The sequence below is a fragment of the Allobosea sp. WAO genome, assembly GCF_001509835.1.
Lineage (GTDB): Bacteria > Pseudomonadota > Alphaproteobacteria > Rhizobiales > Beijerinckiaceae > Allobosea.
On the sequence record NZ_JXTJ01000007.1, the window covers coordinates 131,656 to 156,689 of the forward strand.

The window sequence follows — 25,034 nt, forward strand, 5'->3', positions numbered from 1 at the left end:
ATCCCCGATGCGTCGTGGGAAAGTTCAGTTGGCCTCGTGAACGAGCGGCTCGGCTTCCGCGGTCGCGTTCGCCCCCGGGGCCGGCTGCTTGGTCAGGAAGCGGGCGAGCCGTGCCAGCGTCGCCGGGATGTCGTGGCGGTGGACGACCATGTCGACCATGCCGTGGTCCCTGAGATATTCCGAGCGCTGGAAGCCTTCCGGCAGCTTCTCGCGGATCGTCTGCTCGATGACGCGCGGGCCAGCGAAGCCGATCAGCGCGCCCGGCTCGGCGATGTGGATGTCGCCGAGCATCGCATAGGAGGCGGTGACGCCGCCGGTGGTCGGATTGGTCAGGACGACGAAATAGGGCAGGCCGGCCTTCTGCAGGCGCCGGATCGCGACCGTGGTGCGCGGCAGCTGCATCAGCGAGAGGATGCCCTCCTGCATGCGCGCGCCGCCCGAGGCCGCGAAGACCACGTAGGGGGTCTTCTTCTCGAGCGCGGTCTCGGCGCCCTTGATGAAGGCCTCGCCCGCCGCCATGCCGAGCGAGCCACCCATGAAGTGGAAGTCCTGCACCGCGACGGTCATCGGCAGGCCCTGGACGCGGCCATAGCCGACCTTGAAGGCGTCGGTCGCGCCGGTCTTGGCGCGGGCGTCCTTCAGACGGTCGACATAGCGCTTCTCGTCGCGGAACTTCAGCGGGTCGACGGCGGCCTCGGGCAGCGCGACATCGAGCCATTTGCCCTCGTCGAAGGTCAGACGAAGGCGGTCCGGCGCCTTGACGCGCAGATGGTGGTCCGAGCCGGGAATGACGAAGCCATTGGCCTCGACATCCTTGTGGAAGACCATCTGTCCGGAATCCGGGCACTTGATCCAGAGGTTCTCCGGGCTCTCACGCTTGAACAGCGTCTTGATGCGCGGGCGAACGACTTCGGAAATCCAGTTCATCGGACCATCCTCGAATTCAGCGGGAGCAGCCGGCTCGGGCTCAGGCTGCCGCCTTGGCGACCGAACGGACGCCGGCAGCGAGCTCGGCGACCAGCGAGGTGACAGCCGAAACCGTCTTTTCCGTGGCCTTGCCCTCGCCATCGAGCGAAAGCCGGACGCGCTCGACCAGAGCCGAGCCGACGACGACGCCATCGGCACCGCGCGCGATCGCAGCCGCATCGGCAGCCGTCTTGACGCCGAATCCGACCGCGACCGGCAGCTTGGTGTGCTGCTTGATCCGGCCGACCGCATCGCCGACCGCGTCGTAATTGGCGATGGTGCCGCCGGTGACGCCGGTCATCGAGACGTAATAGACGAAGCCCGAGGTGTTCTGCAGCACGCGCGGCAGGCGCTTGTCATCGGTCGTCGGCGTCGCCAGGCGGATGAAGCTGAGGCCGGCGGCCAGCGCCGGCAAGCAGAGCTCCGCGTCCTCCTCGGGCGGCAGGTCGACGACGATCAGCCCGTCGACGCCGGCGGCGCGCGCATCGGTGAGGAAGCGCTCGACGCCATAGGCCCAGATCGGATTGTAGTAGCCCATCAGCACGATCGGCGTGTCGTTTCCGGCCTTGCGGAAGCCCTCGACCATGGCCAGCGTCTTCTTCAGGGTCTGGCCGCCCTTGAGCGCGCGTTGCCCGGCGAGCTGGACCGGGATGCCGTCCGCCATCGGGTCGGTGAAGGGCACGCCGAGCTCGATGATGTCGGCGCCCGCCGCCGGCAGGGCGTGCAGGATCGCGCTCGCCGTGTCGAAATCCGGGTCGCCGGCCGTGACGAAAGTCACGAGCGCGGCCCGGCCTTCCCTGGCGCAGGCGGCAAAGCGGTTCTCGATACGGGTCTGGCCGGTCTGTGTCATGGCGCTGCGGTTAGCATGGCCCGGCCCGGCTGGCGAGAGGGCGCAGGCTCAGCCATGCTCTGCAAGGGCGACGCGGTAGCTGCCGAAGTACTTCATGCCGGTGTCGCACATCACGCTGACGATCGTCGCGCCCTCGCCGAGCCGCTCGGCGAGCCGCAGTGCCGCAAGCACGTTCGCGCCGGTCGAAAGCCCGGCGAACAGCCCCTCCTCGCGAGCGAGCCTGAGCGCCATCGCCCGCGCCTCCTGCGTCGAGACCCGCTCGACGGCATCGGCAATGCCCTCCTGCCAGAGCGGCACGACGAAGCCGGCACCGATGCCGTCGATCTTGTGCGCGCCGGGCGCGCCGCCGGAGAGCACCGGCGATTCCGCCGGCTCGACCGCGACGATCCTGATGCGCTCGTCATGGCGCCGCAGTCTCGCCGCGACGCCACGCAGCGAGGCGGCGGTGCCGACGCTCTGGACGAAGCCGTCAATCCTCCCCTCGGCCTGGCTCCAGATCTCGTCGGCCATCGCATCATAGGCGGCAAGCTGGTCGCGGTTCTTCATCTGGTCGGTCCAGAAGGCGCCGATCTGCTCGGCGAGCACGCCAGCAGCGGCGATCATGTCGCGGGTCAGCTTCTCGGTCATGCCTCCGCCCTCACTGGCGATCACCGTCAGCTTTGCGCCGAGGATCGCCATGTGATCGAGCTTTTCGCGGGCGAAGGCGTCGGAGGTGACGATGTGGAGCGGGTGGCGCTTCACCGCGCAGACCAGCGCCAGCGAAACCCCGGTGCTGCCGCCGGTATATTCGACAACCGCGCCGCCCGGCTGCAGCCGCCCGTCGGCTTCGGCGCCCTCGATCATAGCGAGCGCCATCCGGTCCTTCATGCTCCCGGTCGGGTTCTCGCTTTCGAGCTTCAAAAGGATGCGCGCGCCATTGGCGGGCGCGACCTGGCGCAGCTGAATGAGTGCTGTCTTGCCGATGCGGCCGAGAATGGTCGGCTGGGTCATTGGCGGTTCCTGAGCGGTCGATCCTGCCTCGCCTTGTCGCTCGAAATCCACGATCGGTCCGGTCCGAAATCCAGACCGCGTCAGCCCAGTTTAGCTCCGCGTTCCACCAGTAGGGCCCGCAGCACCGAGCGATGGCAGTGCGCCTCGACCTCGCAGTAGCAGCCGACCGAGAAATCGCTGTCATGCGATAGCGTCGCCAGCAGGTCGAGCGCATGGCGCGGCGCCGGTTCGGCCATTTCGGCCTTGAAGGCGCGGGTGAAGCCGGCCCAGTCCTTCTCCGTCTCGGCCGCCTTGGCCTGCGCCATCAGCTCCGGCGTCGGCGACAACACCGGGAACCAGACGTCGAACCAGTTCTCGCTGGCATAACGCTCCTTCGGTACGCCGCGCGGCACGCGCCGAACCGTGCCGATGCGTGTGCCTTCGCCAGCAGCGCGCGGCGTTCCCAACCGAACGATGCGGACAGTCATGGGCTTGTCCTTTCAACGGCCCGCGCCGGGCGGATGCCGGCGAAGGCATAGAGCTGAAACCAATCGGGAAAGGCTGCCGCCAGTGGGCGCGGGCCTGCCAGCGACAGGCCGAACCGCCTGCTCTCCGCGAAGCCGACATCGCCGCGCCACCAGGCGACCAGCGCCGAGAGCGGGCCGCGGACGCAGAGCGCTTCAGGGAAGCCGGGGTTCTGGGTGCAAAGCGAAGCCTCGCCCGGCCGAAGCAGCAGGAAACGCGGCCCGTGGCCGGCGATCTCGAAACGGACGACCAGAGGCGCCTCCGGCAAAGCCTCGAAGCGCACGCGCCGTTGCATGTCGACCAGCACGGGCTCGAGATCGAGATCCTCGCCCACGGCATGGCGCGGCAACCAGCGCTGGCCCCAGGCACCCATCGCCCTGACGAGTTCGGCGAGCTCCAGGCCAGCCTCGGTCAGCGCGTATTCAGGGCCTTGCGCGCCATCCCGGCGCGCGAGCGCGCCGGCCAAGACGAGCGCCTGCAGACGCTCCGCGAGCATGGTCTTCGAAATCCGGGGGATGCCGCGGCGGATCTCGTTGAAGCGGCTGCTGCCGCACAGGATCTCGCGCACCACAAGCAGCGTCCAGCGCCCGCCCAGCGCCTCATGGGCGCGCGCCATCGAACAGAACTGGCCATAGCTCGTCATGCGCCGAGCCTAGCATGAAGATCCAACCGAGGCGGTACGGAATGCGGACCGGCTATGATCGTTTACGGACGCAGCGGATTGAAGTAGTGATATCACTACTTTGGAGGTGGCGATGGTGAAGACGGTTTCGGCCGCGCAGGCCAATCGTGAATTCTCGAAGCTGATGAAGCTCGCCGAAAGCGGCGAGCGCGTCGTCGTGACCTCGCGCGGGCAGCCCAAGGTTCAGATCACCCGCATCGAGGATGCCGACGCCGAAAGGACGCGGCGGCGCGAGGCTTTCGACAGGATGACGGAGCGGTTGAACTCCCAGCCTGCGCTCAACCTGCCACGGCTGACGCGCGACGACTTCTACGATTGAAGCGATGCGAGTCGGCTTCGACACCAACATCCTGATCTATGTCGAAGGCTTCAACGACGCACCGCGCGTCGTACGGTCGCGAGAGATCCGGGAAGCTCTGGGCGAAGATCGCGTCATCCTGCCATCGCAGGTGCTCGGCGAACTGTTCAATGCACTGACGCGAAAACTCGGCGTTCCGCGGCAGCGCGCAAGGGACATATGCCTGGAATGGCGCGGCACCACTGGTTTCCGGCTGGTCGACACGCGTTGCTGGGACGGCGCGTTCGAACTTTCCACCCAGCACGGCCTGCAGTTCTGGGATGCGCTGATCCTCGCCACTGCCGCCGAGGCCGGATGCGCCATGCTGCTGTCGGAGGACATGCAGCATGGCTTCGTCCATCGCGGCGTCACGGTGGTGAACCCCTTCGCCGAACCGCCCCATCCGCTGCTGGCGGATGCGCTGCGGCACGCCGACTGAGCCCACAACCGGCCGGCTGCGCTACTTTTCGATGCGCCAGACGGTGCGCAGCGCGGCGCTGACGGTGATCTCGCCGGGCTCGACCGCCATCGGCGCACCGGCGGCTGCCATGCGATAGGCCCGGACATCGCCCATCGGGCGGATCGGCGGCTCGGCCTCGGCCTCGACGATCGAGACGAGCTCGCCGACCTTGACGCCGAGCTTGTCGGCATAGAGCGAGGCACGGGCCCGCGCCGCCTCGGCCGCCTTCTGGCGCGCCGCGTCCTTGGCGGTGTCCTCGTTGGCGAGGCCGAAGATGATCCCCGACATCTCGTTGGCGCCGGCGGCGGCGAGCGCGTCGATCAGCGGCCCGGCCTTGGCGATGTCGCGCACGATGACGGTGAGCCCGGTGCGTGCCTCATAGCCGTCGATCTTCGGCGCGCGCGGCTGCGGCGAGGAGGAGGCGGAGGGCTGCGTCATGCGCGGCACCAGCGCCACCTGCGAGGTCCTGACGTCACCGCCAGCGATGCCGGCCGCCTTCACGGCCTCGACGAGCTTCGCCAGCGCGGGGGTGTTCTTGGCCAGCGCCTCAGCGGCGGTCTTGCCTTCGCTGACGATGCCGGCCTGGATCGTCGCCAGATCCGGCTTCACCCTGACTTCGCCCTCGGTGCGGATGACGATGCCTTCGGCCGGAGCGAGCGGAGCAGCAGTCTGGGCCTGAACGGGGGCGGAAAGCGCCGCAAGCGCGGCGATGAGCAGGGCCTTCTTGGTCTTCGACATGATCGTCCTTCGCTGGCATGGTCCGCAGAAGCGGCACAGCTTCTGCGCCCAGACCATGCGCAACCTAATGGGGCAGCATCAGGACGATAGGCTCACCGCGCCGCCAGAATCTCCGCCACCTGCGGGATATCCTTGTCGCCGCGGCCGGAGAGATTGACGACCATCAGATGGTCCTGCGGCTTTTTCGGTGCGAGTTCGGCGACCTTCGCGAGGGCATGCGCCGATTCCAGCGCCGGGATGATGCCCTCGAGCTTCGAGATCAGCTGGAAGGCCTCGAGCGCCTCCTCGTCGGTCGCAGAGAGATAGGTGGCGCGGCCGACATCGTGCAGCCAGGAATGCTCCGGGCCGATGCCGGGATAGTCGAGCCCGGCCGAGATCGAATGGGCGTCGTTGATCTGCCCGTCCTCGTTCATCAGGAGATAGGTGCGGTTGCCGTGCAGCACGCCGGGGCGGCCGCCGGTGAGCGAGGCCGCATGCAGGCCGGAGGGAATGCCGTGGCCGGCAGCCTCGACGCCGTAAATCTCGACATTCTTGTCGTCGAGGAAGGGGTGGAAGAGGCCCATCGCATTCGAGCCTCCACCGATGCAGGCGACCAGCGAATCTGGCAGGCGGCCTTCCAGCTCCTGCATCTGCTCGCGCGTCTCCTTGCCGATGACGCATTGGAAGTCGCGCACCATGGCCGGATAGGGGTGCGGGCCGGCAACCGTGCCGATGCAGTAGAAGGTCGTCGCGACATTGGTCACCCAGTCGCGCAGCGCCTCGTTCATCGCGTCCTTGAGCGTCTTGGTACCGGATTCGACCGGCACGACGGTCGCACCCAGCATCTGCATGCGGAAGACGTTCGGCGCCTGCCGGGCGACGTCGACCGCACCCATGTAGACGATGCATTCGAGGCCATAGCGGGCGCAGAGGGTGGCGGTGGCAACGCCGTGCTGGCCGGCACCGGTCTCGGCGATGATGCGCTTCTTGCCCATGCGCCGCGCCAGCAGGATCTGGCCGAGCACATTGTTCACCTTGTGGGAGCCGGTGTGGTTCAGCTCCTCGCGCTTCAGATAGATCTTGGCGCCGCCCGATAGGCCGGAGGCCGTCGCTACACTGCGAAAGTGCTCGGTCAGACGCTCGGCGAAATAGAGCGGCGAGGGCCGGCCGACATAGTGCTTCAACCCGTAGGCGGTCTCGGCATGATAGGCCGGATCGGCCTTCGCAGCGGTGTAGGCCGCTTCGAGTTCGAGGATCAGCGGCATCAGCGTCTCGGCGACGAAGCGCCCGCCGAACTGGCCGAACCGGCCGTTCTCGTCCGGGCCGTTCCGGAAGCTGTTCGGTGCGTGCGGCGCGTTCATGCCTTGCCTGCCTTCTTCAACATGTCGTCGTTCAGCGCTTCGGCCGCCGCCCGGGCAGCCTTCACGAATTCCGCGATCCGGTCGACATCCTTGGCGCCCGGCGCGCTTTCGACCCCGGAGGAGACGTCGACGCCGGACGGCCTCGCGATGCGGATCGCCTCCGCGACATTCGCCGGATCGAGCCCGCCCGATAGCATGAAGCGGAAAGCCGGGTCGAGGCCGGCGAGCAGCGTCCAATCGAAGGGCCGGCCATGGCCGCCGGGATAGGCCGCGTCCTTGGGCGGCTTGGCGTCGAGCAGGATCATGTCGGCACTGCCGGCATAGGCCGGGATGCGGTCGAGATCCGCTGCTTTCGCGACGCCCAGCGCCTTGAGCGCCGGCAATCCGGTCGCGGCCTTGATCGCCCTCACCGCCTCGGGGGTCTCGCTGCCATGCAGCTGCAGCCAGTCGGGTTGCAGGAGCTGCGCGAGTTCGGCCGCCTTGGCGGGCTCGAAATCGACCGTCAGTGCCACGATCTCCGCCTTGCCGCGCGCCTGGGCGGCGAGCCGCGAGGCCTGGTCCGGCATGACGAAGCGCGGACTCCTCGGGTGGAAGACGAGGCCGATCATATCGGCACCCGCGGCGAGCGCGGCCTCAAGCGTCTCCTGCGTGGAGAGACCGCATATCTTGACCGGGAAGCTGGGTTCGGCGCGCGTCATCGCCGCGCTGTAGCACAATTGCACGGGCTCCCCCACCCTTGCCGCAACGGCTGCCATCCAAATTCTGCACCCTCTTACGAACTCTTCTTGCAGACTCCTGCCGCTGGTTCTTGCCGCTGCTCCCCGGCTGCCGCACTTGTGACATGATGACGGTCGAGAGCGATCGGCGGCAAGGCGGGGCGAAAGCGGGCAAGGCATGGGGCGGCGCGGTTTTGCGGTTCTGGCGGGCCTGCTGCTAACAGCCGGGCTCGTGGCCCTCGGGGTCTATCTCTGGAGCCAGCCCAAGACGCTGAAGCTCGCCGTCGGACCGCTGGGTTCCGACGATGCGCGCATGGCCGCCGCCTTCGTCCAGGGCCTCAGCCGCGAGAAGAAATCGGTGCGTCTGCGTCTGATCCTGACGGAGGGTTCGGCCGAGAGCGCCCGGAAGATCGATGCCGGCGAGGTCGATCTCGCTATCGTGCGCCCGGACATCGCGCTGCCGGCCAAGGCCGACACCGCTCTGATCACGCGGCGCTCCTTCCCGTTCTTCATCACGACGAAGGCGCTGCCGGTCGACCGCGTTGCGGGCCTGCGTGGCAAGCGTATCGGCGTGATCCGCAATCCCGCCGAGAACATCGACCTGCTGAAGCTGGTGTTGTCGCAATACGATGTCCAGCCCGAGGAAGTCGAGATCGTCGGACTGACGCGCGACATGGTGGTCGGCGCCGCCCGCGAGGGTCGAATCGACGCCTTCTTCGCCGTAGGCGCCATCAGCGCCCGCACCGCCAACGACGCCGCCCAGCGCCTGCGCGCCGCCTTCGGCGATGAGCCCGGCATCATCCCGATCCGCGAGGCCGACGCGCTCGCGGCGCGCAACCGGGCGGTCGAGGCCGGCGAGATCGTCCGCGGCGCGCTCGGCGGCGACCCGCCCTTGCCGGCCGAGAACCTGCCGACGATCTCGATCACTTCGCGCCTGATGGCGGCGCAATCGCTCGACGACGGCCGCGTCGCCGATCTCGTCAGCGCGATCCTGTCGCTGCGCGTCGCCCTCGCCGGCGAGTTGCCGGCGATCCAGGGGCTGGAGACGCCCGCGACCGACAAGGATGCGCCGCTCGCGGTCCATAGCGGCGCCGCCGCCTTTATCGACGGCGAGCAGGAGACCTTCTTCGAGCTCTATGGCGACTGGTTCTATCTCGGCGTCATGGCGCTCTCGCTGCTCGGCTCCGGCGCCGCCGGCTTGCTCGGCTATGAGAGCTCCGCAAGGCGCAAGCGCGCCATGGCGGATCTCGGCCGCCTGGTCTCGCTGCTCGGCGCAATGCGCACCGCCCGCGACGAACCGGCGCTGGCGGGGCTGGAGCGCGAGGCCGACAGCATCCTGGCCGGCGTCCTCGAAAGCTATGCGCGCGGCCACATCGATTCCGGCGGCGTCAGCGCCTATCGCCTCGCCATGGACCAGATCGGCCGGGCCGCGAGCGAGCGCCGCACCGCCCTGAGTGAAGCGTCGCTGGCCGAATAGGCCGGCATAATCACGGACACATGACCATGCCCCCTATCCAGCTTCGGCCCGCGGGCCTCGCTCTGCTGCTCGCCGCGATCGTCGCCGGCAATCTCGCGCTCGGCACCGCCGCACTAGCCCAGGCGCCCGGTAGCGAGAACTGGCCGGCGGTGAAATGCGAGCGCTATCGCAAGGCGTATGACGAGGCGACCCGCCGCTTCGGGACCAAGGGGCTCGGCCCGGAGTTCCTTGCCCGGCACGACGCCTTCATGGCGTCGGGCTGCCAGACGCCGCCGGATGTCTGCCCGCGCAGCACGGAAGAGCTCAACCTCGCCAACATCATGGTGATGGCCGGGATGAATGCCGGCCTGTCGAGCACCTTCATGCCCTTCGCCTGCCGGAAATAGACCCTCGGCCCAGGGGTAACGCCGGCTCCTCGAATGCGCGTCGAAAGCGGCTTGCTTCTATTTCGCTATTTTCCTAAATACCGAATATGAGCGCAGTCTTCAAAGCCCTGTCCGATCCGACGCGACGCGAGATCCTGCGCCTGCTGCGCGAGAAGGACATGACGGCCGGCGAGATCGCGGCCCGCTTCGATCTCGCCAAGCCGACCCTCTCCGGTCACTTCGCGGTCCTGCGCGAAGCGGAGCTGATCCAGAGCGAGAAAGCCGGCACCACGGTCACCTACCACCTGAACCTCTCCGTCCTCGAAGAAGCGATGTGCCTGTTCCTCGACCATTTCGGGCTCGTCCTGGAATCCCGCTCGCTTCCGTCCAGGCCCCAAAAGGATAAGCCATGATCCGCCATCCGCTCCTCATGAGCCTTGCCCTGATCGGGGTCATGCTCGCCGCCTCGGCCTTCGCGCTCGGTCAGGTGCCAGCGGATGCACAGATCGCAGTGCATTTCGACATCAACGGCCGCCCGGACAGGTTCGCCGCCCCCTGGCTCGCCTTCCTGGTCTTGCCCGGCCTTGCTCTCGCGGCGACCGTGCTCTTCGCCCTCCTGCCGAGGCTGGAGCCTCTCGCCGCCAACCTCGCCCGCTCAGGCAAGGCCTATGTCACGACCTGGCATGCGGTCATCCTGGTGCTCGCCGCCTGCCACGCCCTGCTCGTCGGCAACGCGCTCGGCCTCATGCCGGACGTGCCGCGCCTGACGAGCGCATTGCTCGGGCTGTTCCTGATCGCCACCGGCAATGTCGCGGGCAAGACGCGGCCGATGCAGCTCTTCGGTATCCGGACGCCCTGGACCCTTGCCGACCGGAATGTCTGGGAAAAGACGCACAGATTCTACGGCCGGGCTTCCGTCGGGCTCGGCTTCGGCCTCGTCGCGCTTGCACTGGCCGGAGCACCGCCGCTCGTGCTGGCGAGCGCCTGCCTCGGCGGGCTCGCCCTGCTCCTCGCCGGCAGCACCGGCTATTCCTACTGGCTCTCGCGGCAGGTCGCGCGCAGCTGAAGCAGCCTTGCAGGTTGCCCTAACGCCCTCCAGCGTTTATGTGCAGCGCAACTAACCTCAGATTCCATTCACGCACAGGCTGCGCCGGCCGGGCTGTCCCCGCCGGCTCGCGGTCTTGAACCAAGGCCGTTTCCCGCATGTCCATGCGTAACATCGCCATCATCGCCCACGTCGACCACGGCAAGACAACGCTGGTCGACAAGCTGCTGCAGCAGTCCGGCACCTATCGCGAAAACCAGCGCATCGTCGAGCGCGTCATGGACTCCAACGATCTGGAGAAGGAACGCGGCATCACCATTCTGGCCAAGGCCACCTCGGTGGTCTGGAAGGATACCCGCATCAACATCGTCGACACCCCCGGCCACGCCGATTTCGGCGGCGAGGTCGAGCGCATCCTCAACATGGTCGACTCGGCGATCGTGCTGGTCGACGCCGCCGAAGGCCCGATGCCGCAGACCAAGTTCGTGGTCTCGAAGGCGCTGAAGCTCGGCTTGAAGCCGATCGTCGCGATCAACAAGGTCGACAAGCCCGACGCCCGCGTCCAGGAAGTCATCAACGAGGTCTTCGACCTGTTCGCGGCGCTCGACGCCAATGACGAGCAGCTCGATTTCCCGATCCTCTACGGCTCGGGCAAGCAGGGCTGGATGGCGCATGATCCGGCCGGCCCGCAGGATCAGGGCCTCGCCCCGATGTACGATCTGATCCTGAAGCACGTTCCGGAGCCGAAGGTCGAGGAAGGCCCGTTCCGGATGATCGGCACGCTGCTCGAGGCCAACCCCTATCTCGGCCGCATCATCACCGGCCGCGTCACCTCGGGCACGGCCAAGCCGAACCAGACGATCAAGGTGCTCTCCGGCGACGGCACGGTCGTCGAGACCGGCCGCATCTCGAAGATCCTCGCCTTCCGCGGGCTCGAGCGCCAGCCGATCGAGGAGGCCATCGCCGGCGACATCGTTTCGATCGCCGGGCTGGTCAAGGGCTCGGTCGCCGACACCTTCTGCGATCCGTCGGTCGAGACCCCGATCGAGGCCCAGCCGATCGACCCGCCGACCGTGTCGATGACCTTCATGGTCAACGATTCCCCGCTCGCCGGCACCGAGGGCGACAAGGTCACGACGCGCGTCATCCGCGACCGCCTGCTGAAGGAGGCCGAGGGCAATGTCGCGCTGAAGGTCGAGGAAGCCACCGACAAGGACAGCTACATCGTATCCGGCCGCGGCGAACTCCAGCTCGCCATCCTGATCGAGACCATGCGCCGCGAGGGCTTCGAGCTCGGCGTCTCGCGTCCGCGCGTCGTGCTGAAGCGCGATGAGAGCGGCCAGCTGCTCGAGCCGATCGAAGAGGTCGTGATCGACGTCGACGAGGAGCATTCCGGCGTCGTCGTGCAGAAGATGTCCGAGCGCAAGGCCGACATGCTGGAGATGCGTCCCTCCGGCGGCAATCGCCTGCGCCTCGTCTTCCACGCCCCGACCCGCGGCCTGATCGGCTATCAGGGCGAGCTGCTGACCGACACCCGCGGCACCGCGATCATGAACCGGCTGTTCCATGACTACCTGCCCTACAAGGGCGAGATCGGCGGGCGCCGCAACGGCGTGCTGATCGCGATGGAGACCGGCGAGGCCGTGGCCTACGCGCTGTGGAACCTCGAGGATCGCGGCCCGATGATGATCGAGCCGGGCTGGAAGGTCTATCAGGGCATGATCGTCGGCGAGCACACCCGCGAGAACGATCTCGAAGTGAACGTGCTCAAGGGCAAGAAGCTCACCAACATCCGCACGACCTCGAAGGACGAGGCGGTGCGCCTGACCCCGCCGATCCGGATGACGCTGGAGCGCTCGCTGGCCTGGATCGACGATGACGAGCTCGTCGAGGTCACGCCGAAGTCGATCCGCCTGCGCAAGTCGATCCTCGATCCCAACGAGCGCAAGCGCTCGCAGAAGCAGAAGGCCGAAGTGGCCTGAGAGGCGCTAGCCTGAATCAATCCATGCACGGCCCGGGCAATCGCCCGGGCCGTTTTTTATCTGCCGCTCCGGCTTCCGTCCGAGCCGGTTGCACCGGAGCGCCTTGGCGCCGCCGGCGCAGGGCCGGCCGGGACAGAGTTGCTCTCCCGGCGAATTGCCGCGATCATCTCCGGATTGCTGGTAACGAGCATCCGGCAAGGGTACTAGGCGGCCGACCGGAGCGAGGTGAGCGTCGTCTCGCGGGGTCGGGAGGCTTGCTTGTCGAGAGTCAGGAACGTCATCGCTAAGCACCGTGCCAGCCTCCAGGATCTCGGCATGGTCCTGGCAGTGGTGCTCGTCGTCACCTACGTCGCCTACGCCGTCGACATCTTCGTTACGCAAGGCAGCGTACCGGCGCAGCAGCAGTCGATCGAACTCGACGAGGCGCTGCTGATCGGCGCGGTGCTGGCCGTCGGCCTGCTGATCTTCGCGGCGCGCCGCTATATCGAGCAGAAGCGCGAAATGGCCCGGCGCATCGCCGCCGAGAGCCGGGCTCGCGAGCTCGCCTATCAGGATCCGCTGACAGGCCTCGCCAACCGCCGGCAGTTCGAGGAGGCGCTGACGATGGCGGCCGCCTCGCCGCCGGCGCAGGGACAGGTGCACGCCGTCTACCTGCTCGATCTCAACGGCTTCAAGCAGATCAACGACACCTATGGCCACGGCACCGGAGACGAGGTGCTGCTGATCGTGGCCGAGCGCCTGCTGCGCTCCGTCCGGGAGGGCGACCTGGTGGCGCGCCTCGGCGGCGACGAGTTCGTGCTGCTGGCCCAGCATTTGATGGGGCTGGAGGCCAGCGCCAATATCGCGATGCGCGTCATCGACAGCCTGGCCGAGCCGATCATGATCGGCAGGGTCGAGCACCGCGTCGCCACCGGCATCGGCATCGCTTTCCTGCCCGATGACGCGCAGACGGCGCCCGAGGTACTGCGCAAGGCCGACCTCGCACTCTATCGTGCCAAGGCCGAGCGCCGCTCCGCCTTCCGCTTCTTCGAGGAAGACATGGACCGCCTGGTCCGCCAGCGGCAGCAGATCGAACGCGAACTGCGCGAGGCGCTGCAACAGGACCAGATCAGGCCGCGTTTCCGCCCGTCGATCGATCTCGCCAGCGGCAGGGTGACCGGGTTCGAAGCGGTGCCCAGCTGGGTCGTCGAGGGGAGCGAGCGCTTTCCGCCGGAGCGTTTCCTGCCGGTCGCCGAGGAGACCGGGCTGATCCACCAGCTTGCCGGGCGTGTCCTCGCCATCGCCTGCCAGGCGGCGCGCGAATGGCCCGACGACATCATACTGTCGGTCGACATCCTGCCGGCCCAGCTGAAGAACCGGACGCTGAGCGACGGCGTTCTGGCGACCATCCGCACGGCGGGACTGCCGGCCTCGCGTCTGGAGGTCGACATCTCGGAAAGCGCCATCGTGCATGACCTGCACGCCGCGAAGGTGGCCCTCGGCGCGCTGCGGCAGGCGGGCGTGCGGGTCGCGCTCGACAATTTCGGCACGGGCTACTCGAGCCTCTACCACATCCGCGAATTCGGCTTCGACAAGGTCAAGATCGACCGCCGTCTGATCTCCAACATGCAGGATAAGGAGGCGGCGAGCGTGGTGCGGGCGCTCGCGGGCCTGGGCCAGGGGCTCGGCGTCGCGGTCAGTGCCGACGGCATCGCGGGCTCGGCTGGCGATGCCGCCCTGCTCGCTTCCGGCATCAGGGAAGGGCAGAGCGCGTCGCAGCTGCTCTCGGCCGATGCCGCGCGCCAGCTGGCGCAGCAGGAGCAATCCCCGGCCGGCGCGCTGTGACCGGCGCCGTCATGGTCGATTCCGTGGTCGAGATCCTGCTGATCACCGGCCCGGCCGGGGTCGGCAAGTCGACCTTGTGCTGGGAGTTGGGCGGCCTGCTCGGCGAGACCGGGATCGCCCATGCGGCGATCGAGAGCGACGAGCTCGACCGCGTCTTTCCGAAGCCGGACGCTACTGCGCTATCGGCCCTGGCACCAGGCGTACGCGATGTCAGCCAGCTCAACCTCGCCGCGCTCTGGACGACCTATCGCGCGCTCGGCCACAGCAGGCTGATCATGTCGGGCGTGATGATCCATGTCGCCTTCGACAAACGTTGGATCCTCGCCGCCATTCCGGATGCGCGGATCACGGTGGTGCGCCTGCGTGCCGGCGACGACAGCCTGCGGCAGCGCCTCGACAGGCGCGAAGCCGGGGCTGGCCGCGATGCCCAGATCGAGCGCAGCCTGAAACAGTCGAAGCGCTTGGCCGACGAGGACATTGCGGACATCCTCGTCGTCGAGACCGATGGCCGCGCGCCGCAGGAGCTGGCGCGCGAAATCCTCGATCGGATCGGCTGGGCGCGGGCCGCCTGAGCGGCCGCCCGCCTTGCCGGGTCAGCGGCTCATCAGCAGCGGCCGCGGGCTGGACTTCAGCAGCGACTGGGTGACGCCGCCGAGGATCCATTCGCGCAGGCGCGAATGCTTGTAGGCGCCGCAGACGACGAGATCGGCGCTGAACTCGGCCGCCGCCATCCGGATCGCCTCCGCCACGTCCTGGCCAGGCGAGAGGGAGACGTTGCGCACGCTGACCGCGGCGCCGTGGCGCGACAGATGCGGCGCCAGCTCCGCCCCGGCGACGAATTTCGACAGGTCCTTCTCGCCGGTGACGGAGAGGATCTCGACCTCCGCGCCCGCCAGGAAGGGCCGTACCTCGGCGACCGCGCGGGCCGCGGTGGCGCTGCCGTCCCAGGCGATCAGGATGCGCTTGGCGGCGAAGGTCTCGACGCCCGGCGGCACGATGATCACCGGCCGGCCGCTGTCGAACAGGGCGGCCTCGATCAGGCCGCGATCGCGCTCGGCGGCGTCCTTTTCGAGATCGAGCACGCTGAGATCATGCACGCGGGCCTGGCTCACCAGCCAGCCGCCGAGCTCGGCATAGATCAGCTCCGGCGTCTCGACCGTGGCGTTGACGCCCGCGAGCGCCGCGCTGGTCCGCGCCAGCTCGCCGAAGCGCTTCGCCAGCGAGGTGATGCGGCGGTTCTCGGTCGCGACGAAGGCGACACCGAAATCGCCGATCAGCGTGCCCGGGATGTTGTAGCGCATCGCGGCGGCCTGCACCGTCAGATGCGCGCCGGCCTGCTGCGCGAGCGAAAGGGCATAGCCGAGCGCCGAGTCGCGCTCGCCCTCGCCTTCTTCCGTATAAGCGGTGAAGACGCTCTTGATCATCGGGGCCATGGGTTCTCCGGCTGTTTCATGGTTTCCTGGAGCAACTCTACCCAATCATTCTGCCGCCGCTTTGCGTTCGGTCAATCGCAGCCACGTCGCGCGCCATCAGCCCCGTGAGCATGGCGAAGGCCCTGCCCTGCGCGCAGTGCAGCCCGCAGGTCGCGCAGAGCGCGCTTGCCGGCCCGCCACGGCTCTGGTCCTGTGTGCGGCTCTCGGAGGAGGAGAAAAGCCATGCTCACCCGCAATCTCGGCCGCTCAGGCCTGCGCGTCTCGCTCGTCGGCCTCGGCTGCAACAATTTCGGCGGCCGGATCGATCTTGAAGCGACCCGCAAGGTCGTCGATGCCGCGATCGAGCACGGCATCACCCTGTTCGACACCGCCGATATCTACGGCAATCGCGGTGGCTCCGAGACCGCGCTCGGCGAGGTGCTCGGCGCCCGCCGCAAGCAGATCGTGCTGGCGACCAAGTTCGGCATGGACATGGACGCCGAAGGCATCAAGAGAGGCGGCTCGCGGCGCTACATCACGGACGCGGTCGAGGCCTCGCTGAAGCGGCTGAAGACCGACTGGATCGACCTCTACCAGATCCACCGGCCTGACCCGCTGACGCCGATCCAGGAGACGCTGCGCACGCTCGAAGACCTGATCCGCCAGGGCAAGGTCCGCTATATCGGCTGCTCCAACCTGCCGAGCTGGCAGGTTGCCGACGCCCACTGGACGGCAAAGACCCGTGGCATCGAGGGCTTCGCCTCCTGCCAGGACGAGTACAGCCTGCTGGTGCGCGGCGCCGAGAAGGAGCTGATCCCGTCCATCAGGCATTTCGGCATGGGCCTCCTGCCGTATTTCCCGCTCGCCAACGGCCTGCTCACCGGCAAGTACAAGCGTAATCAGCCGATGCCGGAAGGCGCGCGCATGACCCGCGAGGCGCAGCGCGCCGGCGAAGTGCTGACGGAGGAGAACTGGCGCAAGACGGAGAAGCTCTCCGCCTTCTGCGAGAAGCACGGCAAGACGATGGTCGAGCTCGCCTTCTCCTGGCTCGCCGCGCAGCCCGTGGTCTCCAGCGTCATCGCCGGCGCGACCAGGCCGGAGCAGGTCGCCGCCAATGTGAAGGCGGCCGAATGGAGGCTCTCGACCGAAGAGCTGGCGGAGATCGACCAGATCACAGCGTGAGCGCGGGCCATTAGTCGGTCGCGAGAACGCCTCAAAGCCGCCCAACCGGCGGTGTGAAGCATCGGCCCTACCGCCGAAGCCGCAACCGTGCCGAGAACGCTTGGGCGCCGAGAACGCTCGGGCGCCGGAAACGGTTGTCAAATCGGCGCGCCTGGGGTTCCCTTGCGCGCCCTCTTCATGGAGTCTCCTGGTATCGTGTCGCGCATCGCCTCCTGCCTGGCGCTCGCCCTCTCGCTGCTTGCCTTGCCGGCAGTGGCGCAGGACAAGCCGGCTCCGGCTCCGGAGCCGATGCGGATCGTCGCCGTGCGCAGCGCCGAGCCCGGCTGCGAGCCGCATTGCCGGGAATGGCTCTCGGCCCAGGGCGCGATTACCAACGACACGCTGGAGGAGCTGCGCCGCGCCCTTGCCGGGCTCGGCGGGCGCAAGCTGCCGATCCTGATCTATTCGACCGGCGGCACGGTCGAGGTCGCGATCGCGATGGGCGAGCTGATCCGCCAGCAGGGGCTCGACATCGCGGTTGCCCGCACCGTGCTGACCCAGCGCGACCCCAATCTCGGCACCATCGACGAGCGCAGCCCGCTCTGCTCCTCGGCCTGCACCTTCGTGCTCGCCGGCGGCGTCAGGCGCATCATCCCGCCGCAATCGCGCATCGGGGTGCACCAGCAGACCATTCTCGAGACCGAGACGACGACGGTGCGCGATTACCAGATCGTGCGCAGGCGCGAGGGCGACCGCATGGTCGAGCGACGCGAGCTGGTCAACGAGCGCAAGGAGACCCGCACCGTCAAGCAGGAGCAGGCGACCGGCGAGATCGACGCCAAGATCGCCCGGCATCTCGACGCGATGGGGCTCGACCGATCCTTCCTGAAGCTGACCGTGTCGACCCCGGCCGACACGATGCGCTATCTGCGGCCCGAGGAGATGCGCGCGACGACGATCGCGACGCAGCTTTCGCCGGCGAGCGCGATCTTCTCCGAACAGCGCTCGGAGGCCGCGCCCGCCCCGGCCGACCGCCGCATCGCCTCGGCGATCCTCGGCAATATCGGCTTCGGCCAGCATCGCGGCCGAGAGATCAGGCTCGAGCTCGCGGTCCGCGAGGGCAGCCAGCCCGGCGAGGTCGGCCTGCGGATGCGGCTGCTCTCCGGCAATGCGCCGATCGCGACGCGGCTGCGCACGGTCACAATCGGCCTGCCCGGCGCGGCGCCGATCGTCGCCAGCAACGAGGACAGCTCCCAGCCGGAAGGGCCGATGACCACCGAGATCTCGCGCGAGCAGCTCTGCCGCCTCGGCGACCTCGAACAGATCGTGCTGCGGATCGACCCGCGCGAGGATGACGCCTCGGCCAAGAGCTGGATCCAGACCGGCTCGGCCTCGGAGCTGCTGCTGGCGCCGGCACTGCGCGCCGCGATCTGCTGACCCCGGCAATCGGCGGACGCTAACGCCGCTCCCCGGCGCGATCATTGTTCTCCCGGCCATCTTGCCTGCGCACGGAACGCCGCCGATAGTCAGTCTCGCTGCTGGCACATGGCGGGGCTTCATCGTGTCGTTCATCGCGCAACCGGTTGTCGCCCTGTTCGTTTCGCTGGCACTCGGCCATCTGATCGGCAAGATCAGGATCGGCTCGGTCGCGGTCGGCGGCGTCTGCGGCACATTGTTCGTGGCATTGGCGATCGGCCAGCTCGGCGTCACCATCAGCCCGGACCTGAAGAACGTCGCCTTCGCACTGTTCATCTACGCGCTCGGCTTCACCGCAGGCCCGCAATTCTTCAACAATATCCGCGGCGGCTGGCGCTACGGCATCCTGTCCTTCGTCGAGGTCATCACGGTGCTGCTGCTGCTCGCCGCGGCGATCGTGCTGTTCGGCCTCGATGCCGGCACGGCGTCCGGGCTCTTCGCCGGCTCGGCCACCGAATCCGCCGTGCTCGGCACCGCCTCCGAGGCGATGACGCGCCTCGCTCTGCCTGCGGCCGAGATCACCCGCCTGCAGGGCAACATGGCGACCGCCTACAGCATCACCTATCTGTTCGGCCTCGTCGCGATCGTCGTCTTCACCACGCAGATCGGCCCGCTGCTGCTCGGGATCAATGTTCGCGAGGCCTCGGCAGCGCTTGCCCGCGAGCTCGGGGCCGAGGACGACACGGCCAAGGAGAACGGCGTGCCGCAGATCGTCTCGCGCGGCTTCCGCGCCGGCGCGATCGGCGGAAGCAGCGTCGGCGCCTTCGAGAACAGCGTCAGCGGCGCCGTGACGATCACGCTGGTCGGGCGCGGCGGCAATTTCGAGAAGGCGACCACCGAGACGATGCTGGAGGCCGACGACATCGTACTGGTGGTCGGCCGCCGGCGCGCCGTCATCGCGATCAGCGAGCGGCTCGGCGCCGAGGTGCCGCTACCGGTCGGCGCCAATGTGCCGCTGGTCGAACGCGAGGTGGTTCTGACCCGGCGCGAGGTCCGCGGCCGCCGGATCCGCGACCTGCACCGGCTCGCCGGCGCAGAACTGCGGCGCGGCGTCTTCATCTCGCGGATCCGCCGGCTCGGCCAGAACATCCCGGCCTTGCCGGGCACCATGCTCGAGCAGGGCGACATCCTGACGCTCTACGGCACGGACGACGCGATCGCCCGCGCCGGCCCGGAGCTCGGCCATCTGCTGTCGGCGAGTGCGACGACCGATTTCGTCATGCTCGGCCTAGGCATCGTCGCCGGCCTGCTGCTCGGCGAGCTCAGCCTGAAGATCGGGGCGCTCAACCTGACACTCGGCACGGGTGGCGGGGCGCTGGTCTCCGGCCTGGTCTTCGGCTGGCTGCATATGCACCGGCCGCAGAGCGGCGCGATCCCCTCCGAGGCCGCTGCCTTCATGAAGGATTTCGGGCTGGCGACGTTCATCGCCGCCGTCGGGCTTTCGGTCGGGCCGGATGCCTTCGCCCTGCTCAAGCAGTACGGCCTCGTCCTGCCGGTGCTTTCGGTCCTGGTCTCGGCCCTGCCGGCGGTGGCCTCGCTCTATATCGGCCGCTATCTGCTCAAGATCGAGGGGCCGATCCTGCTCGGCGCGATCGCCGGCCAGCATTGCAGCACGCCCTCGATCAGCGCCCTGGTCTCGCTTGCCGGCAATTCGATCCCGGTGATCGGCTACACCGTGACCTATGCGATCTCGAACGTGCTGCTGCCCCTGATGGGGCCGGTCGTGGTCGCCATGGCCGGGCTGATCGGCTGAGCAGCCCGGCGCGGTCGAAACCGCCTCACTTGGCGGCGAGCAGCTCCTTGACCTGAAGCAGCACCAGCTCGTTGTCGTCGGCCTTCTTCGGGTCGCGCGACGAGGAGAACGGCAGGTTGTTGTCGTTGCCGACGACGATGATGCCATTGGCGAGATCGACGACGTCGACATTCTCGATGGTGAAGAACGGGAAGGGCAGCACGCCGTCGATCGCGCCCTGCTTCGCCTTCTTGTCGGGATCGGCGATCTTCATCAGGTCGACATGGCCGATACGGCGCACCGCCTTGCCGACATTGGCGTCGGTCATCTCGATCTTGACGATGCGCTTGTGCTTGGCGAGGTCGTGGAAGCAATCCGGGCCCTTCTGGCCGGCGGCGCACGCCTTGTCAGCGGTGCCTTCGCCATTATCCCGTTCGACAATGAGCGCTGTAGTGCTGTCGATCATGTTGAAGTCGCCGATGGCCAGGCCCTTCTGCGCGAGCGGGAAGAACCAGGAGCGGCCGGTCCACTTCTCGTTCTGCACGTCGAATTCGAGGATGCGCAGCACTTCCTTGCCGTCGACCTCCTCATTGCCCTTGGTCTCGGCATTCCAGAGCGGGCCTTCGAGCAGCGGATAGAGGAAGCGGCCATCCGGCGACTGCGCCATGCCCTCATAGCCCTTGGAACGACGGACATTGAACTCGACCGGTAGGTTGGGCGCGCCGGGCGTGGTCACGGCGTAATGGTCGGGCGAGCGGGCCGGCTTGCCGTCGACCATTGTCTCGAACACCGCCTCGACCTTGCCGCTCTGGTCGACCCGGATGAGGTAGGGACCGAACTCCTCGGCGATCCAGATCTTGTTGCCGATCGGCTGGATCGATTCCGGATCGAAATCGGCGCCGGTCAAGTAGCGCTTCTCGGTGCCCTCGTTGGCGATGCGGAACGGCACCTTCTTGTCGGAATCGTGCAGGAAGGTGGTCGCCAGGCGCTCGATCTTGCCGCCCTCGAAATCGGCCTTGAGGCGGTGGAAGAACAGCATCGCGTCCGGCGAGTTCGCCTTGGCGCCGAAACCATTGTCGGTCAGCACCAGGAACTCGCCATTGCCCAGCGAGCGGATGCCGGAGAAGCCCTGCACGGGCTGGCCGGCGAAGGGGGTGGAAAGGCCGGTGGGACGGCCGCCCGAGGTGCCCATCACCGTGCCCACCTGCTCGACGCGCTTGCCGGGCGTGATGAACTTGCCGGAGACCTTGAGATCGGCCGGCGCATCGGCCGGAGCCGGGATGATGGTGTTGGCCGGCAGCAGGGCGTGGCCGACCAGCTTGGCCGGAAACTCCTTTTGCGCGTCCTGCGCGCCGGCGAGCATGGTCGAGGACAGAAGCAGGGCGGCAGCGAGGCGCAGACGCATGGAAGACTCCGGGTTTGGGAAGAGCGGAAGGCCCCGCTTCGCGCCCGGAGTTTGCAGCCGCGCGACAGCGGCGTGACGCTTGCGCGACAGCCGATCCGCCGGCTTGAAAATGCTCTAGCCGTGCGAAGCGAAGCGGCGCCCGAAGCGTGCGCCGCCATCGGCCGTCGAGACTTCGCCGACCCGCGCCAGCGAAACCAGGACGGCACGAATGGCGGGGCGGACCTTGAGCCCCTGCCGGAACTGCAAGGCGATCGCCTCAGCATCGAGCGGCGCGCTACCTTTGGCCAGGACAGCGAGCACGGCGGCGACCCGCTCGACCGGCTGGGTGGGAAAGACCGGCCTGCCGGCCGTAGCCGCGGGAAGCGACAGCAGTTCGGCGGCCTCGACCTGCTCGCCCATGCCCCCGCCTTCCCCGAAGCGCGGGCGCTGATAGTCCGGCCGCAGCCAGCGCACCGCGCCGCGCGCTTCCTCGCCGCGCCGCTCGCGGTTGAGGGCGATAAGACGGGAAAGCACCTCCTCCACACCGGCATCGACCGGCCAGCCATAGGCCGCGGCCACCGCGGCATCGATGGCGTCGTGATGCTCGCCGAGGATCACGACGAGGCCGCGATCGCGGGCATCCTCGTCGCCGGGCGTCAGCGCCAGGCCCGCCCGGATCTTCTCATGGACATTGTAGAGCCCGGTCAGCGTCAGCCCGGGATGCGCCGCGAGCACCTGCTTGCGCAAGGCGTCGAGCGCCTCGGCCGGCTCGCGGATCGCCTGCTTCTGGGTCTCCGTCGCATCGGGGAAAGGGAAGGGATCGAAGCAGCGCGATTTGGAATAGCGGGGATCATTGCCGATGCCGAGCCAACCACCGGCGCGTAGAGCCCAAGACTGATGGATGCGCGAGGACAGCACGCCGAGATGGAAGGCGTCCGAGAGCGCGACCGCGATGACCATGTTGTCCGGCAGGATCGACTGGTCGAGAAACTGGAAGACGCGATGCTTGGCGGTTTCGACCGTGGCAACGTAGCGCTGCAGGCCGGAAAGCCCCGGCCGCAGCTCCTGACGCGGCTTTCCGAACTGCCACCATTTGGCCAAGTAGGATTTTGCATCGGCGGTCGGCGAGCGCGCGAACTGCGCTTGCCGGTCCCGTTCGACGGTCAGGCGAAGATGCTGGTAGATCTCGGGGAAACGCTCCCGGACTTCTCCGGCATCGAGCCCGAACAGGTCGATGACGAGAGCCCCGCGCGGACGGGCGGTGAGATCGCGCCCGTTCCGATAGGGCCGGATATGGGCTTCGAGCCCGGGGCGCCGACCGAGGCCGAGCGCCTCCGCCTCCTCCGGCGAGACGATGAAGCCCGCCCCGTGCAGCTTGACGCCCGGCGAGCACAGAGCCTCGTTGCCCAGCAATGGCAGAGCACGCGACGCATCGGCGCCGATTGTGAGGTCGGCATTGATCCGCCCCGCCCGTTCGGCGAAGCCGATCTGCGGTTGATCGCTGTCGAGGCCCGCCTCGGAGGTGACTTCGAGCAGCCGCCCCTCATGCCGGCCGGCAGCGGCCACCGTCATGGCGATGCGCACCGCGGCGGCGTCCTTGCCGGCCTTGGTCCAGGGATGATCGGCCACCGCCAGCAGCAGCGAGACCGGGCCCCGCGCGTCCAGATAGCGCTCGACGGTGCGACGCTGGAAGAGCTGGGTGATCGAGTTGGTGGTGACGAAGCCGAAGCGCCGCAGCACCGTGCCAGGCGCCGTCAGCAGCGCGGCGGCGCGCTCCCACCAATACATGACGAGGTCGGCGCTCTCGTTCATCTGCGGCCAGGCGAGCCGCAGCGCCGCGACATAGCCGTCGCCGAGGCGCCGGCGCAGATCCTTGCCGCCGATGAAGGGTGGGTTGCCGACGATAAACTCCGCCTCCGGCCAGGGCGGCGGGCGCGGATTGGCCGGGGCGACCTCGCGGCCAGCCTCGACCGAGGGCACCGGCCAATCATCCCAGGTCAGCAAGGCATCACCCGGCACGATCTGCGCCAGCTTCCGCAGGATCGGCTCGCGCGGTGCGTAGGCCCTCGTCCGCAGATGCCATTGCAGATAGCCGATCCAGAGCATCAGGTCGGCGATCGCCACCGCCCGGCGATTGGCGTCGATGCCGAAGAACTGGCCCGGCCCGACGCCGCGTTCGGCGAAGCCGCCGAGTTGCTCGACGGCGCCGAGCTCGGCAGCGGTCTCGAGCACCTCGCCCTCGAGCCGCTTCATCAGATCCTGCGCGACATGCAGGAAATTGCCGGTGCCGCAGGCCGGGTCGAGCACGCGCGTCTCGCAGAGCTTAAAATGGAAAGCCTCGACCAGCGCCAGCGCCGTCCGTGCGCTGCCGCCATCGCGCGCCTGCTGGGCGGCGCCGAGCACCGCCCGCCAATCGTCGCGCAGCGGCGCGATCACGGTCTCGACCACCAGACGCTCGACATAGGCGCGCGGCGTGTAATGCGCGCCGAGCCTTGCCCGCTCGGCCGGCTCCAGCGCCTGTTCGAGCAAGGCGCCGAAGATCGCCGGCTCGACCAGGCTCCAGTCGTGCTCGGCCGCCGCCAGCAATTCAGCAATGCCGTCCCGGCCGAGCGCGAAGACCTGCGGCTCGGCGAACATGCGGCCGTTGAACTGCTTGATCTGGGCCCGCACCGCCGAGGAGAAGTCGCCGCGATCCATGGCCCGCCAAAGATCCTCGACCAGCGGCTTGAAGCTCCTCGGCGCCTCCAGGCATTCGCGCAGCAGCCTTTTGAAGCTGTCGCGCGGGATCAGCCCGACATCCTCGGCGAACATGGTGAAGAGGCAGCGCATCAGGAAGAGCGCAACATCCTCGGCATCGTAGCGCCGCTCGAGCGCTTTCGAGACCGCGGCGAGACGCAGCGCGATCTGGCGTGTCGCCAGCGCGGCATGGCGGGCGGGGTCGAGCGCGGCGGGGTCGGACCAGATCCGGGCGACCCGGGCCCGGATCGCCGGATCTCTGAGATCGTCGAGATAGACGCGGAAGCGGTGCCGGTCGGGGAACTGGGCGTAGTTCTTCCCTTGGCCGGAAAAGTCGGCATAGAACTCGAAGCAGTGCCCGACATCGCAGAGGATGACGAAGGGCGGCCAGCCATGCGAGGCCGGCAGGGCGCGAGCATAATGCTCGGCCTGGCGCTTGGCGTGCAGCATCATGACGTCGAGCGAGCGGTCGGCGCCGCGGCGGCCGCGCGGCGCGGCCGAGCGTTCTTCCGCACCCTCCTCGGCCAGCAGGATCTCCTTGCGCTGGCCCTTGAGCCGGCTCTGCTTGGCCTCGAGCACGAAGCAGGACTTCCTGTAGAGGTCGATGCGGCCGGTGCCGCTCGTGCCGGCCGCATCCTGGAAGGCGACCGGATATTCGAAGCGATAGGTCACCGCCTCGGCATCGCTGGTCGGCGGAAGCGGCGTCTCGGCGCCGATCAATCGGCAGAACTCGGTCAGGAACTGCGCGTAGGCGGCCCGCTCCGCGCCCTCCGAGACACGCCATTTCGCGATGAAGGCGTCGACGGCCGCCGCATCGGTCCCAGCCCCGCCCCCCGGCATGGCCGCTCCCTTTGATT

Annotated in this window: 23 protein-coding genes; 12 read left to right on the forward strand and 11 right to left on the reverse strand. The window is 68.2% G+C overall.

Annotated features, from left to right (window positions below; all coding sequences use genetic code 11):
- Positions 1 to 24: 24 nt before the first annotated feature.
- From accD to DK26_RS13110, 5 genes are all read right to left on the reverse strand, one after another.
- Positions 25 to 927 (reverse strand): acetyl-CoA carboxylase, carboxyltransferase subunit beta, encoded by a 903-nt coding sequence (gene accD / locus DK26_RS13090; protein WP_066472889.1) that lies wholly within the window; start codon positions 925 to 927, stop codon positions 25 to 27.
- Between the two features lie 40 nt (positions 928 to 967).
- Positions 968 to 1,816 carry a tryptophan synthase subunit alpha gene (gene trpA, locus DK26_RS13095; RefSeq protein ID WP_066472892.1) on the reverse strand — a complete coding sequence of 283 codons (849 nt, stop codon included), beginning with the start codon at positions 1,814 to 1,816 and terminating at the stop codon, positions 968 to 970.
- A gap of 48 nt (positions 1,817 to 1,864) precedes the next feature.
- Entirely contained in the window at positions 1,865 to 2,806 is a 942-nt protein-coding gene (locus tag DK26_RS13100; RefSeq protein ID WP_066472893.1) for a cysteine synthase family protein, read from the reverse strand.
- An 80-nt stretch (positions 2,807 to 2,886) separates the two neighbouring features.
- A complete protein-coding gene (locus DK26_RS13105; protein WP_066472895.1) occupies positions 2,887 to 3,273 on the reverse strand; it encodes a DUF488 family protein in 387 nt (128 codons plus the stop codon).
- Positions 3,270 to 3,953 (reverse strand): helix-turn-helix domain-containing protein, encoded by a 684-nt coding sequence (locus DK26_RS13110; RefSeq protein WP_066472896.1) that lies wholly within the window; start codon positions 3,951 to 3,953, stop codon positions 3,270 to 3,272. The genes DK26_RS13105 and DK26_RS13110 overlap by 4 nt, the downstream gene beginning before the upstream one ends.
- A 112-nt stretch (positions 3,954 to 4,065) precedes the next feature.
- Between DK26_RS13110 and DK26_RS13115 the strand changes: the two genes are divergently transcribed.
- The gene (locus DK26_RS13115) at positions 4,066 to 4,311 is read left to right on the forward strand and encodes a type II toxin-antitoxin system prevent-host-death family antitoxin (RefSeq protein ID WP_066472899.1); all 246 of its coding nucleotides are present in this window, start codon (positions 4,066 to 4,068) and stop codon (positions 4,309 to 4,311) included.
- Between the two features lie 4 nt (positions 4,312 to 4,315).
- Complete coding sequence (locus tag DK26_RS13120) at positions 4,316 to 4,768, forward strand: PIN domain-containing protein (RefSeq protein WP_066472902.1); 453 nt, start codon at positions 4,316 to 4,318, stop codon at positions 4,766 to 4,768.
- A 21-nt stretch (positions 4,769 to 4,789) separates the two neighbouring features.
- Here DK26_RS13120 and DK26_RS13125 read toward each other — a convergent pair whose 3' ends face one another.
- The 3 genes from DK26_RS13125 to DK26_RS13135 form a co-directional block, all read right to left on the reverse strand.
- Positions 4,790 to 5,527, reverse strand: coding sequence for an SIMPL domain-containing protein (locus DK26_RS13125; RefSeq protein ID WP_066472906.1), 738 nt, complete (start codon positions 5,525 to 5,527; stop codon positions 4,790 to 4,792).
- Positions 5,528 to 5,619: 92 nt separating this feature from the next.
- Positions 5,620 to 6,867: a tryptophan synthase subunit beta gene (trpB, locus tag DK26_RS13130; protein WP_066472909.1), complete on the reverse strand. Its 1,248-nt coding sequence runs from the start codon at positions 6,865 to 6,867 to the stop codon at positions 5,620 to 5,622.
- Positions 6,864 to 7,565, reverse strand: coding sequence for a phosphoribosylanthranilate isomerase (locus DK26_RS13135; protein ID WP_066473775.1), 702 nt, complete (start codon positions 7,563 to 7,565; stop codon positions 6,864 to 6,866). Before DK26_RS13135 ends, trpB begins: the two co-directional genes overlap by 4 nt.
- A gap of 196 nt (positions 7,566 to 7,761) precedes the next feature.
- Between DK26_RS13135 and DK26_RS13140 the strand changes: the two genes are divergently transcribed.
- From DK26_RS13140 to DK26_RS13170, 7 genes are all read left to right on the forward strand, one after another.
- A complete protein-coding gene (locus DK26_RS13140) occupies positions 7,762 to 9,060 on the forward strand; it encodes a TAXI family TRAP transporter solute-binding subunit (RefSeq protein ID WP_066472910.1) in 1,299 nt (432 codons plus the stop codon).
- Between the two features lie 20 nt (positions 9,061 to 9,080).
- On the forward strand, positions 9,081 to 9,446 hold the full coding sequence (locus tag DK26_RS13145) for a hypothetical protein (RefSeq protein WP_066472911.1): 366 nt from the start codon (positions 9,081 to 9,083) through the stop codon (positions 9,444 to 9,446).
- 86 nt (positions 9,447 to 9,532) lie between these two features.
- Entirely contained in the window at positions 9,533 to 9,838 is a 306-nt protein-coding gene (locus DK26_RS13150) for an autorepressor SdpR family transcription factor (protein WP_066472912.1), read from the forward strand.
- Positions 9,835 to 10,491: an SdpI family protein gene (locus tag DK26_RS13155; protein ID WP_066472914.1), complete on the forward strand. Its 657-nt coding sequence runs from the start codon at positions 9,835 to 9,837 to the stop codon at positions 10,489 to 10,491. Before DK26_RS13150 ends, DK26_RS13155 begins: the two co-directional genes overlap by 4 nt.
- A gap of 137 nt (positions 10,492 to 10,628) precedes the next feature.
- Positions 10,629 to 12,452: a translational GTPase TypA gene (gene typA, locus DK26_RS13160; protein WP_066472918.1), complete on the forward strand. Its 1,824-nt coding sequence runs from the start codon at positions 10,629 to 10,631 to the stop codon at positions 12,450 to 12,452.
- Positions 12,453 to 12,710: 258 nt separating this feature from the next.
- Positions 12,711 to 14,276 carry an EAL domain-containing protein gene (locus DK26_RS13165; RefSeq protein ID WP_157089642.1) on the forward strand — a complete coding sequence of 522 codons (1,566 nt, stop codon included), beginning with the start codon at positions 12,711 to 12,713 and terminating at the stop codon, positions 14,274 to 14,276.
- A gap of 11 nt (positions 14,277 to 14,287) precedes the next feature.
- Positions 14,288 to 14,848: an AAA family ATPase gene (locus DK26_RS13170; RefSeq protein ID WP_157089643.1), complete on the forward strand. Its 561-nt coding sequence runs from the start codon at positions 14,288 to 14,290 to the stop codon at positions 14,846 to 14,848.
- Positions 14,849 to 14,869: 21 nt separating this feature from the next.
- On the opposite strand, the gene DK26_RS13175 is transcribed toward DK26_RS13170, so the two are convergent.
- Positions 14,870 to 15,709, reverse strand: a complete 840-nt coding sequence (locus DK26_RS13175) for a universal stress protein (RefSeq protein ID WP_066472923.1) — start codon at positions 15,707 to 15,709, stop codon at positions 14,870 to 14,872.
- Positions 15,710 to 15,931: 222 nt separating this feature from the next.
- Here DK26_RS13175 and DK26_RS13180 point away from each other — a divergent pair, with 222 nt between their 5' ends.
- The 3 genes from DK26_RS13180 (at position 15,932) to aspT (ending at position 20,078) form a co-directional block, all read left to right on the forward strand.
- Positions 15,932 to 16,870, forward strand: coding sequence for an aldo/keto reductase (locus DK26_RS13180; RefSeq protein WP_066472924.1), 939 nt, complete (start codon positions 15,932 to 15,934; stop codon positions 16,868 to 16,870).
- A 195-nt stretch (positions 16,871 to 17,065) separates the two neighbouring features.
- Complete coding sequence (locus tag DK26_RS13185) at positions 17,066 to 18,286, forward strand: hypothetical protein (protein ID WP_157089644.1); 1,221 nt, start codon at positions 17,066 to 17,068, stop codon at positions 18,284 to 18,286.
- A 124-nt stretch (positions 18,287 to 18,410) separates the two neighbouring features.
- Positions 18,411 to 20,078 carry an aspartate-alanine antiporter gene (gene aspT, locus DK26_RS13190; protein WP_083533203.1) on the forward strand — a complete coding sequence of 556 codons (1,668 nt, stop codon included), beginning with the start codon at positions 18,411 to 18,413 and terminating at the stop codon, positions 20,076 to 20,078.
- A 25-nt stretch (positions 20,079 to 20,103) separates the two neighbouring features.
- Here aspT and DK26_RS13195 read toward each other — a convergent pair whose 3' ends face one another.
- Positions 20,104 to 21,420, reverse strand: a complete 1,317-nt coding sequence (locus DK26_RS13195) for an esterase-like activity of phytase family protein (protein WP_248309975.1) — start codon at positions 21,418 to 21,420, stop codon at positions 20,104 to 20,106.
- A 156-nt stretch (positions 21,421 to 21,576) separates the two neighbouring features.
- Positions 21,577 to 25,017: a DNA methyltransferase gene (locus DK26_RS13200; protein ID WP_066472932.1), complete on the reverse strand. Its 3,441-nt coding sequence runs from the start codon at positions 25,015 to 25,017 to the stop codon at positions 21,577 to 21,579.
- Between the last annotated feature and the right edge of the window lie 17 nt (positions 25,018 to 25,034).

Coding starts and splice junctions, on each gene's coding strand:
- accD (WP_066472889.1), bottom strand. CDS start 927: ATGAACTGGATTTCCGAAGTCGTTCGCCCGCGCATCAAGACGCTGTTC.
- trpA (WP_066472892.1), bottom strand. CDS start 1,816: ATGACACAGACCGGCCAGACCCGTATCGAGAACCGCTTTGCCGCCTGC.
- DK26_RS13100 (WP_066472893.1), bottom strand. CDS start 2,806: ATGACCCAGCCGACCATTCTCGGCCGCATCGGCAAGACAGCACTCATT.
- DK26_RS13105 (WP_066472895.1), bottom strand. CDS start 3,273: ATGACTGTCCGCATCGTTCGGTTGGGAACGCCGCGCGCTGCTGGCGAA.
- DK26_RS13110 (WP_066472896.1), bottom strand. CDS start 3,953: ATGACGAGCTATGGCCAGTTCTGTTCGATGGCGCGCGCCCATGAGGCG.
- DK26_RS13115 (WP_066472899.1), top strand. CDS start 4,066: ATGGTGAAGACGGTTTCGGCCGCGCAGGCCAATCGTGAATTCTCGAAG.
- DK26_RS13120 (WP_066472902.1), top strand. CDS start 4,316: ATGCGAGTCGGCTTCGACACCAACATCCTGATCTATGTCGAAGGCTTC.
- DK26_RS13125 (WP_066472906.1), bottom strand. CDS start 5,527: ATGTCGAAGACCAAGAAGGCCCTGCTCATCGCCGCGCTTGCGGCGCTT.
- trpB (WP_066472909.1), bottom strand. CDS start 6,867: ATGAACGCGCCGCACGCACCGAACAGCTTCCGGAACGGCCCGGACGAG.
- DK26_RS13135 (WP_066473775.1), bottom strand. CDS start 7,565: ATGACGCGCGCCGAACCCAGCTTCCCGGTCAAGATATGCGGTCTCTCC.
- DK26_RS13140 (WP_066472910.1), top strand. CDS start 7,762: ATGGGGCGGCGCGGTTTTGCGGTTCTGGCGGGCCTGCTGCTAACAGCC.
- DK26_RS13145 (WP_066472911.1), top strand. CDS start 9,081: ATGACCATGCCCCCTATCCAGCTTCGGCCCGCGGGCCTCGCTCTGCTG.
- DK26_RS13150 (WP_066472912.1), top strand. CDS start 9,533: ATGAGCGCAGTCTTCAAAGCCCTGTCCGATCCGACGCGACGCGAGATC.
- DK26_RS13155 (WP_066472914.1), top strand. CDS start 9,835: ATGATCCGCCATCCGCTCCTCATGAGCCTTGCCCTGATCGGGGTCATG.
- typA (WP_066472918.1), top strand. CDS start 10,629: ATGTCCATGCGTAACATCGCCATCATCGCCCACGTCGACCACGGCAAG.
- DK26_RS13170 (WP_157089643.1), top strand. CDS start 14,288: ATGGTCGATTCCGTGGTCGAGATCCTGCTGATCACCGGCCCGGCCGGG.
- DK26_RS13175 (WP_066472923.1), bottom strand. CDS start 15,709: ATGGCCCCGATGATCAAGAGCGTCTTCACCGCTTATACGGAAGAAGGC.
- DK26_RS13180 (WP_066472924.1), top strand. CDS start 15,932: ATGCTCACCCGCAATCTCGGCCGCTCAGGCCTGCGCGTCTCGCTCGTC.
- DK26_RS13195 (WP_248309975.1), bottom strand. CDS start 21,420: ATGCTCGCCGGCGCGCAGGACGCGCAAAAGGAGTTTCCGGCCAAGCTG.
- DK26_RS13200 (WP_066472932.1), bottom strand. CDS start 25,017: ATGCCGGGGGGCGGGGCTGGGACCGATGCGGCGGCCGTCGACGCCTTC.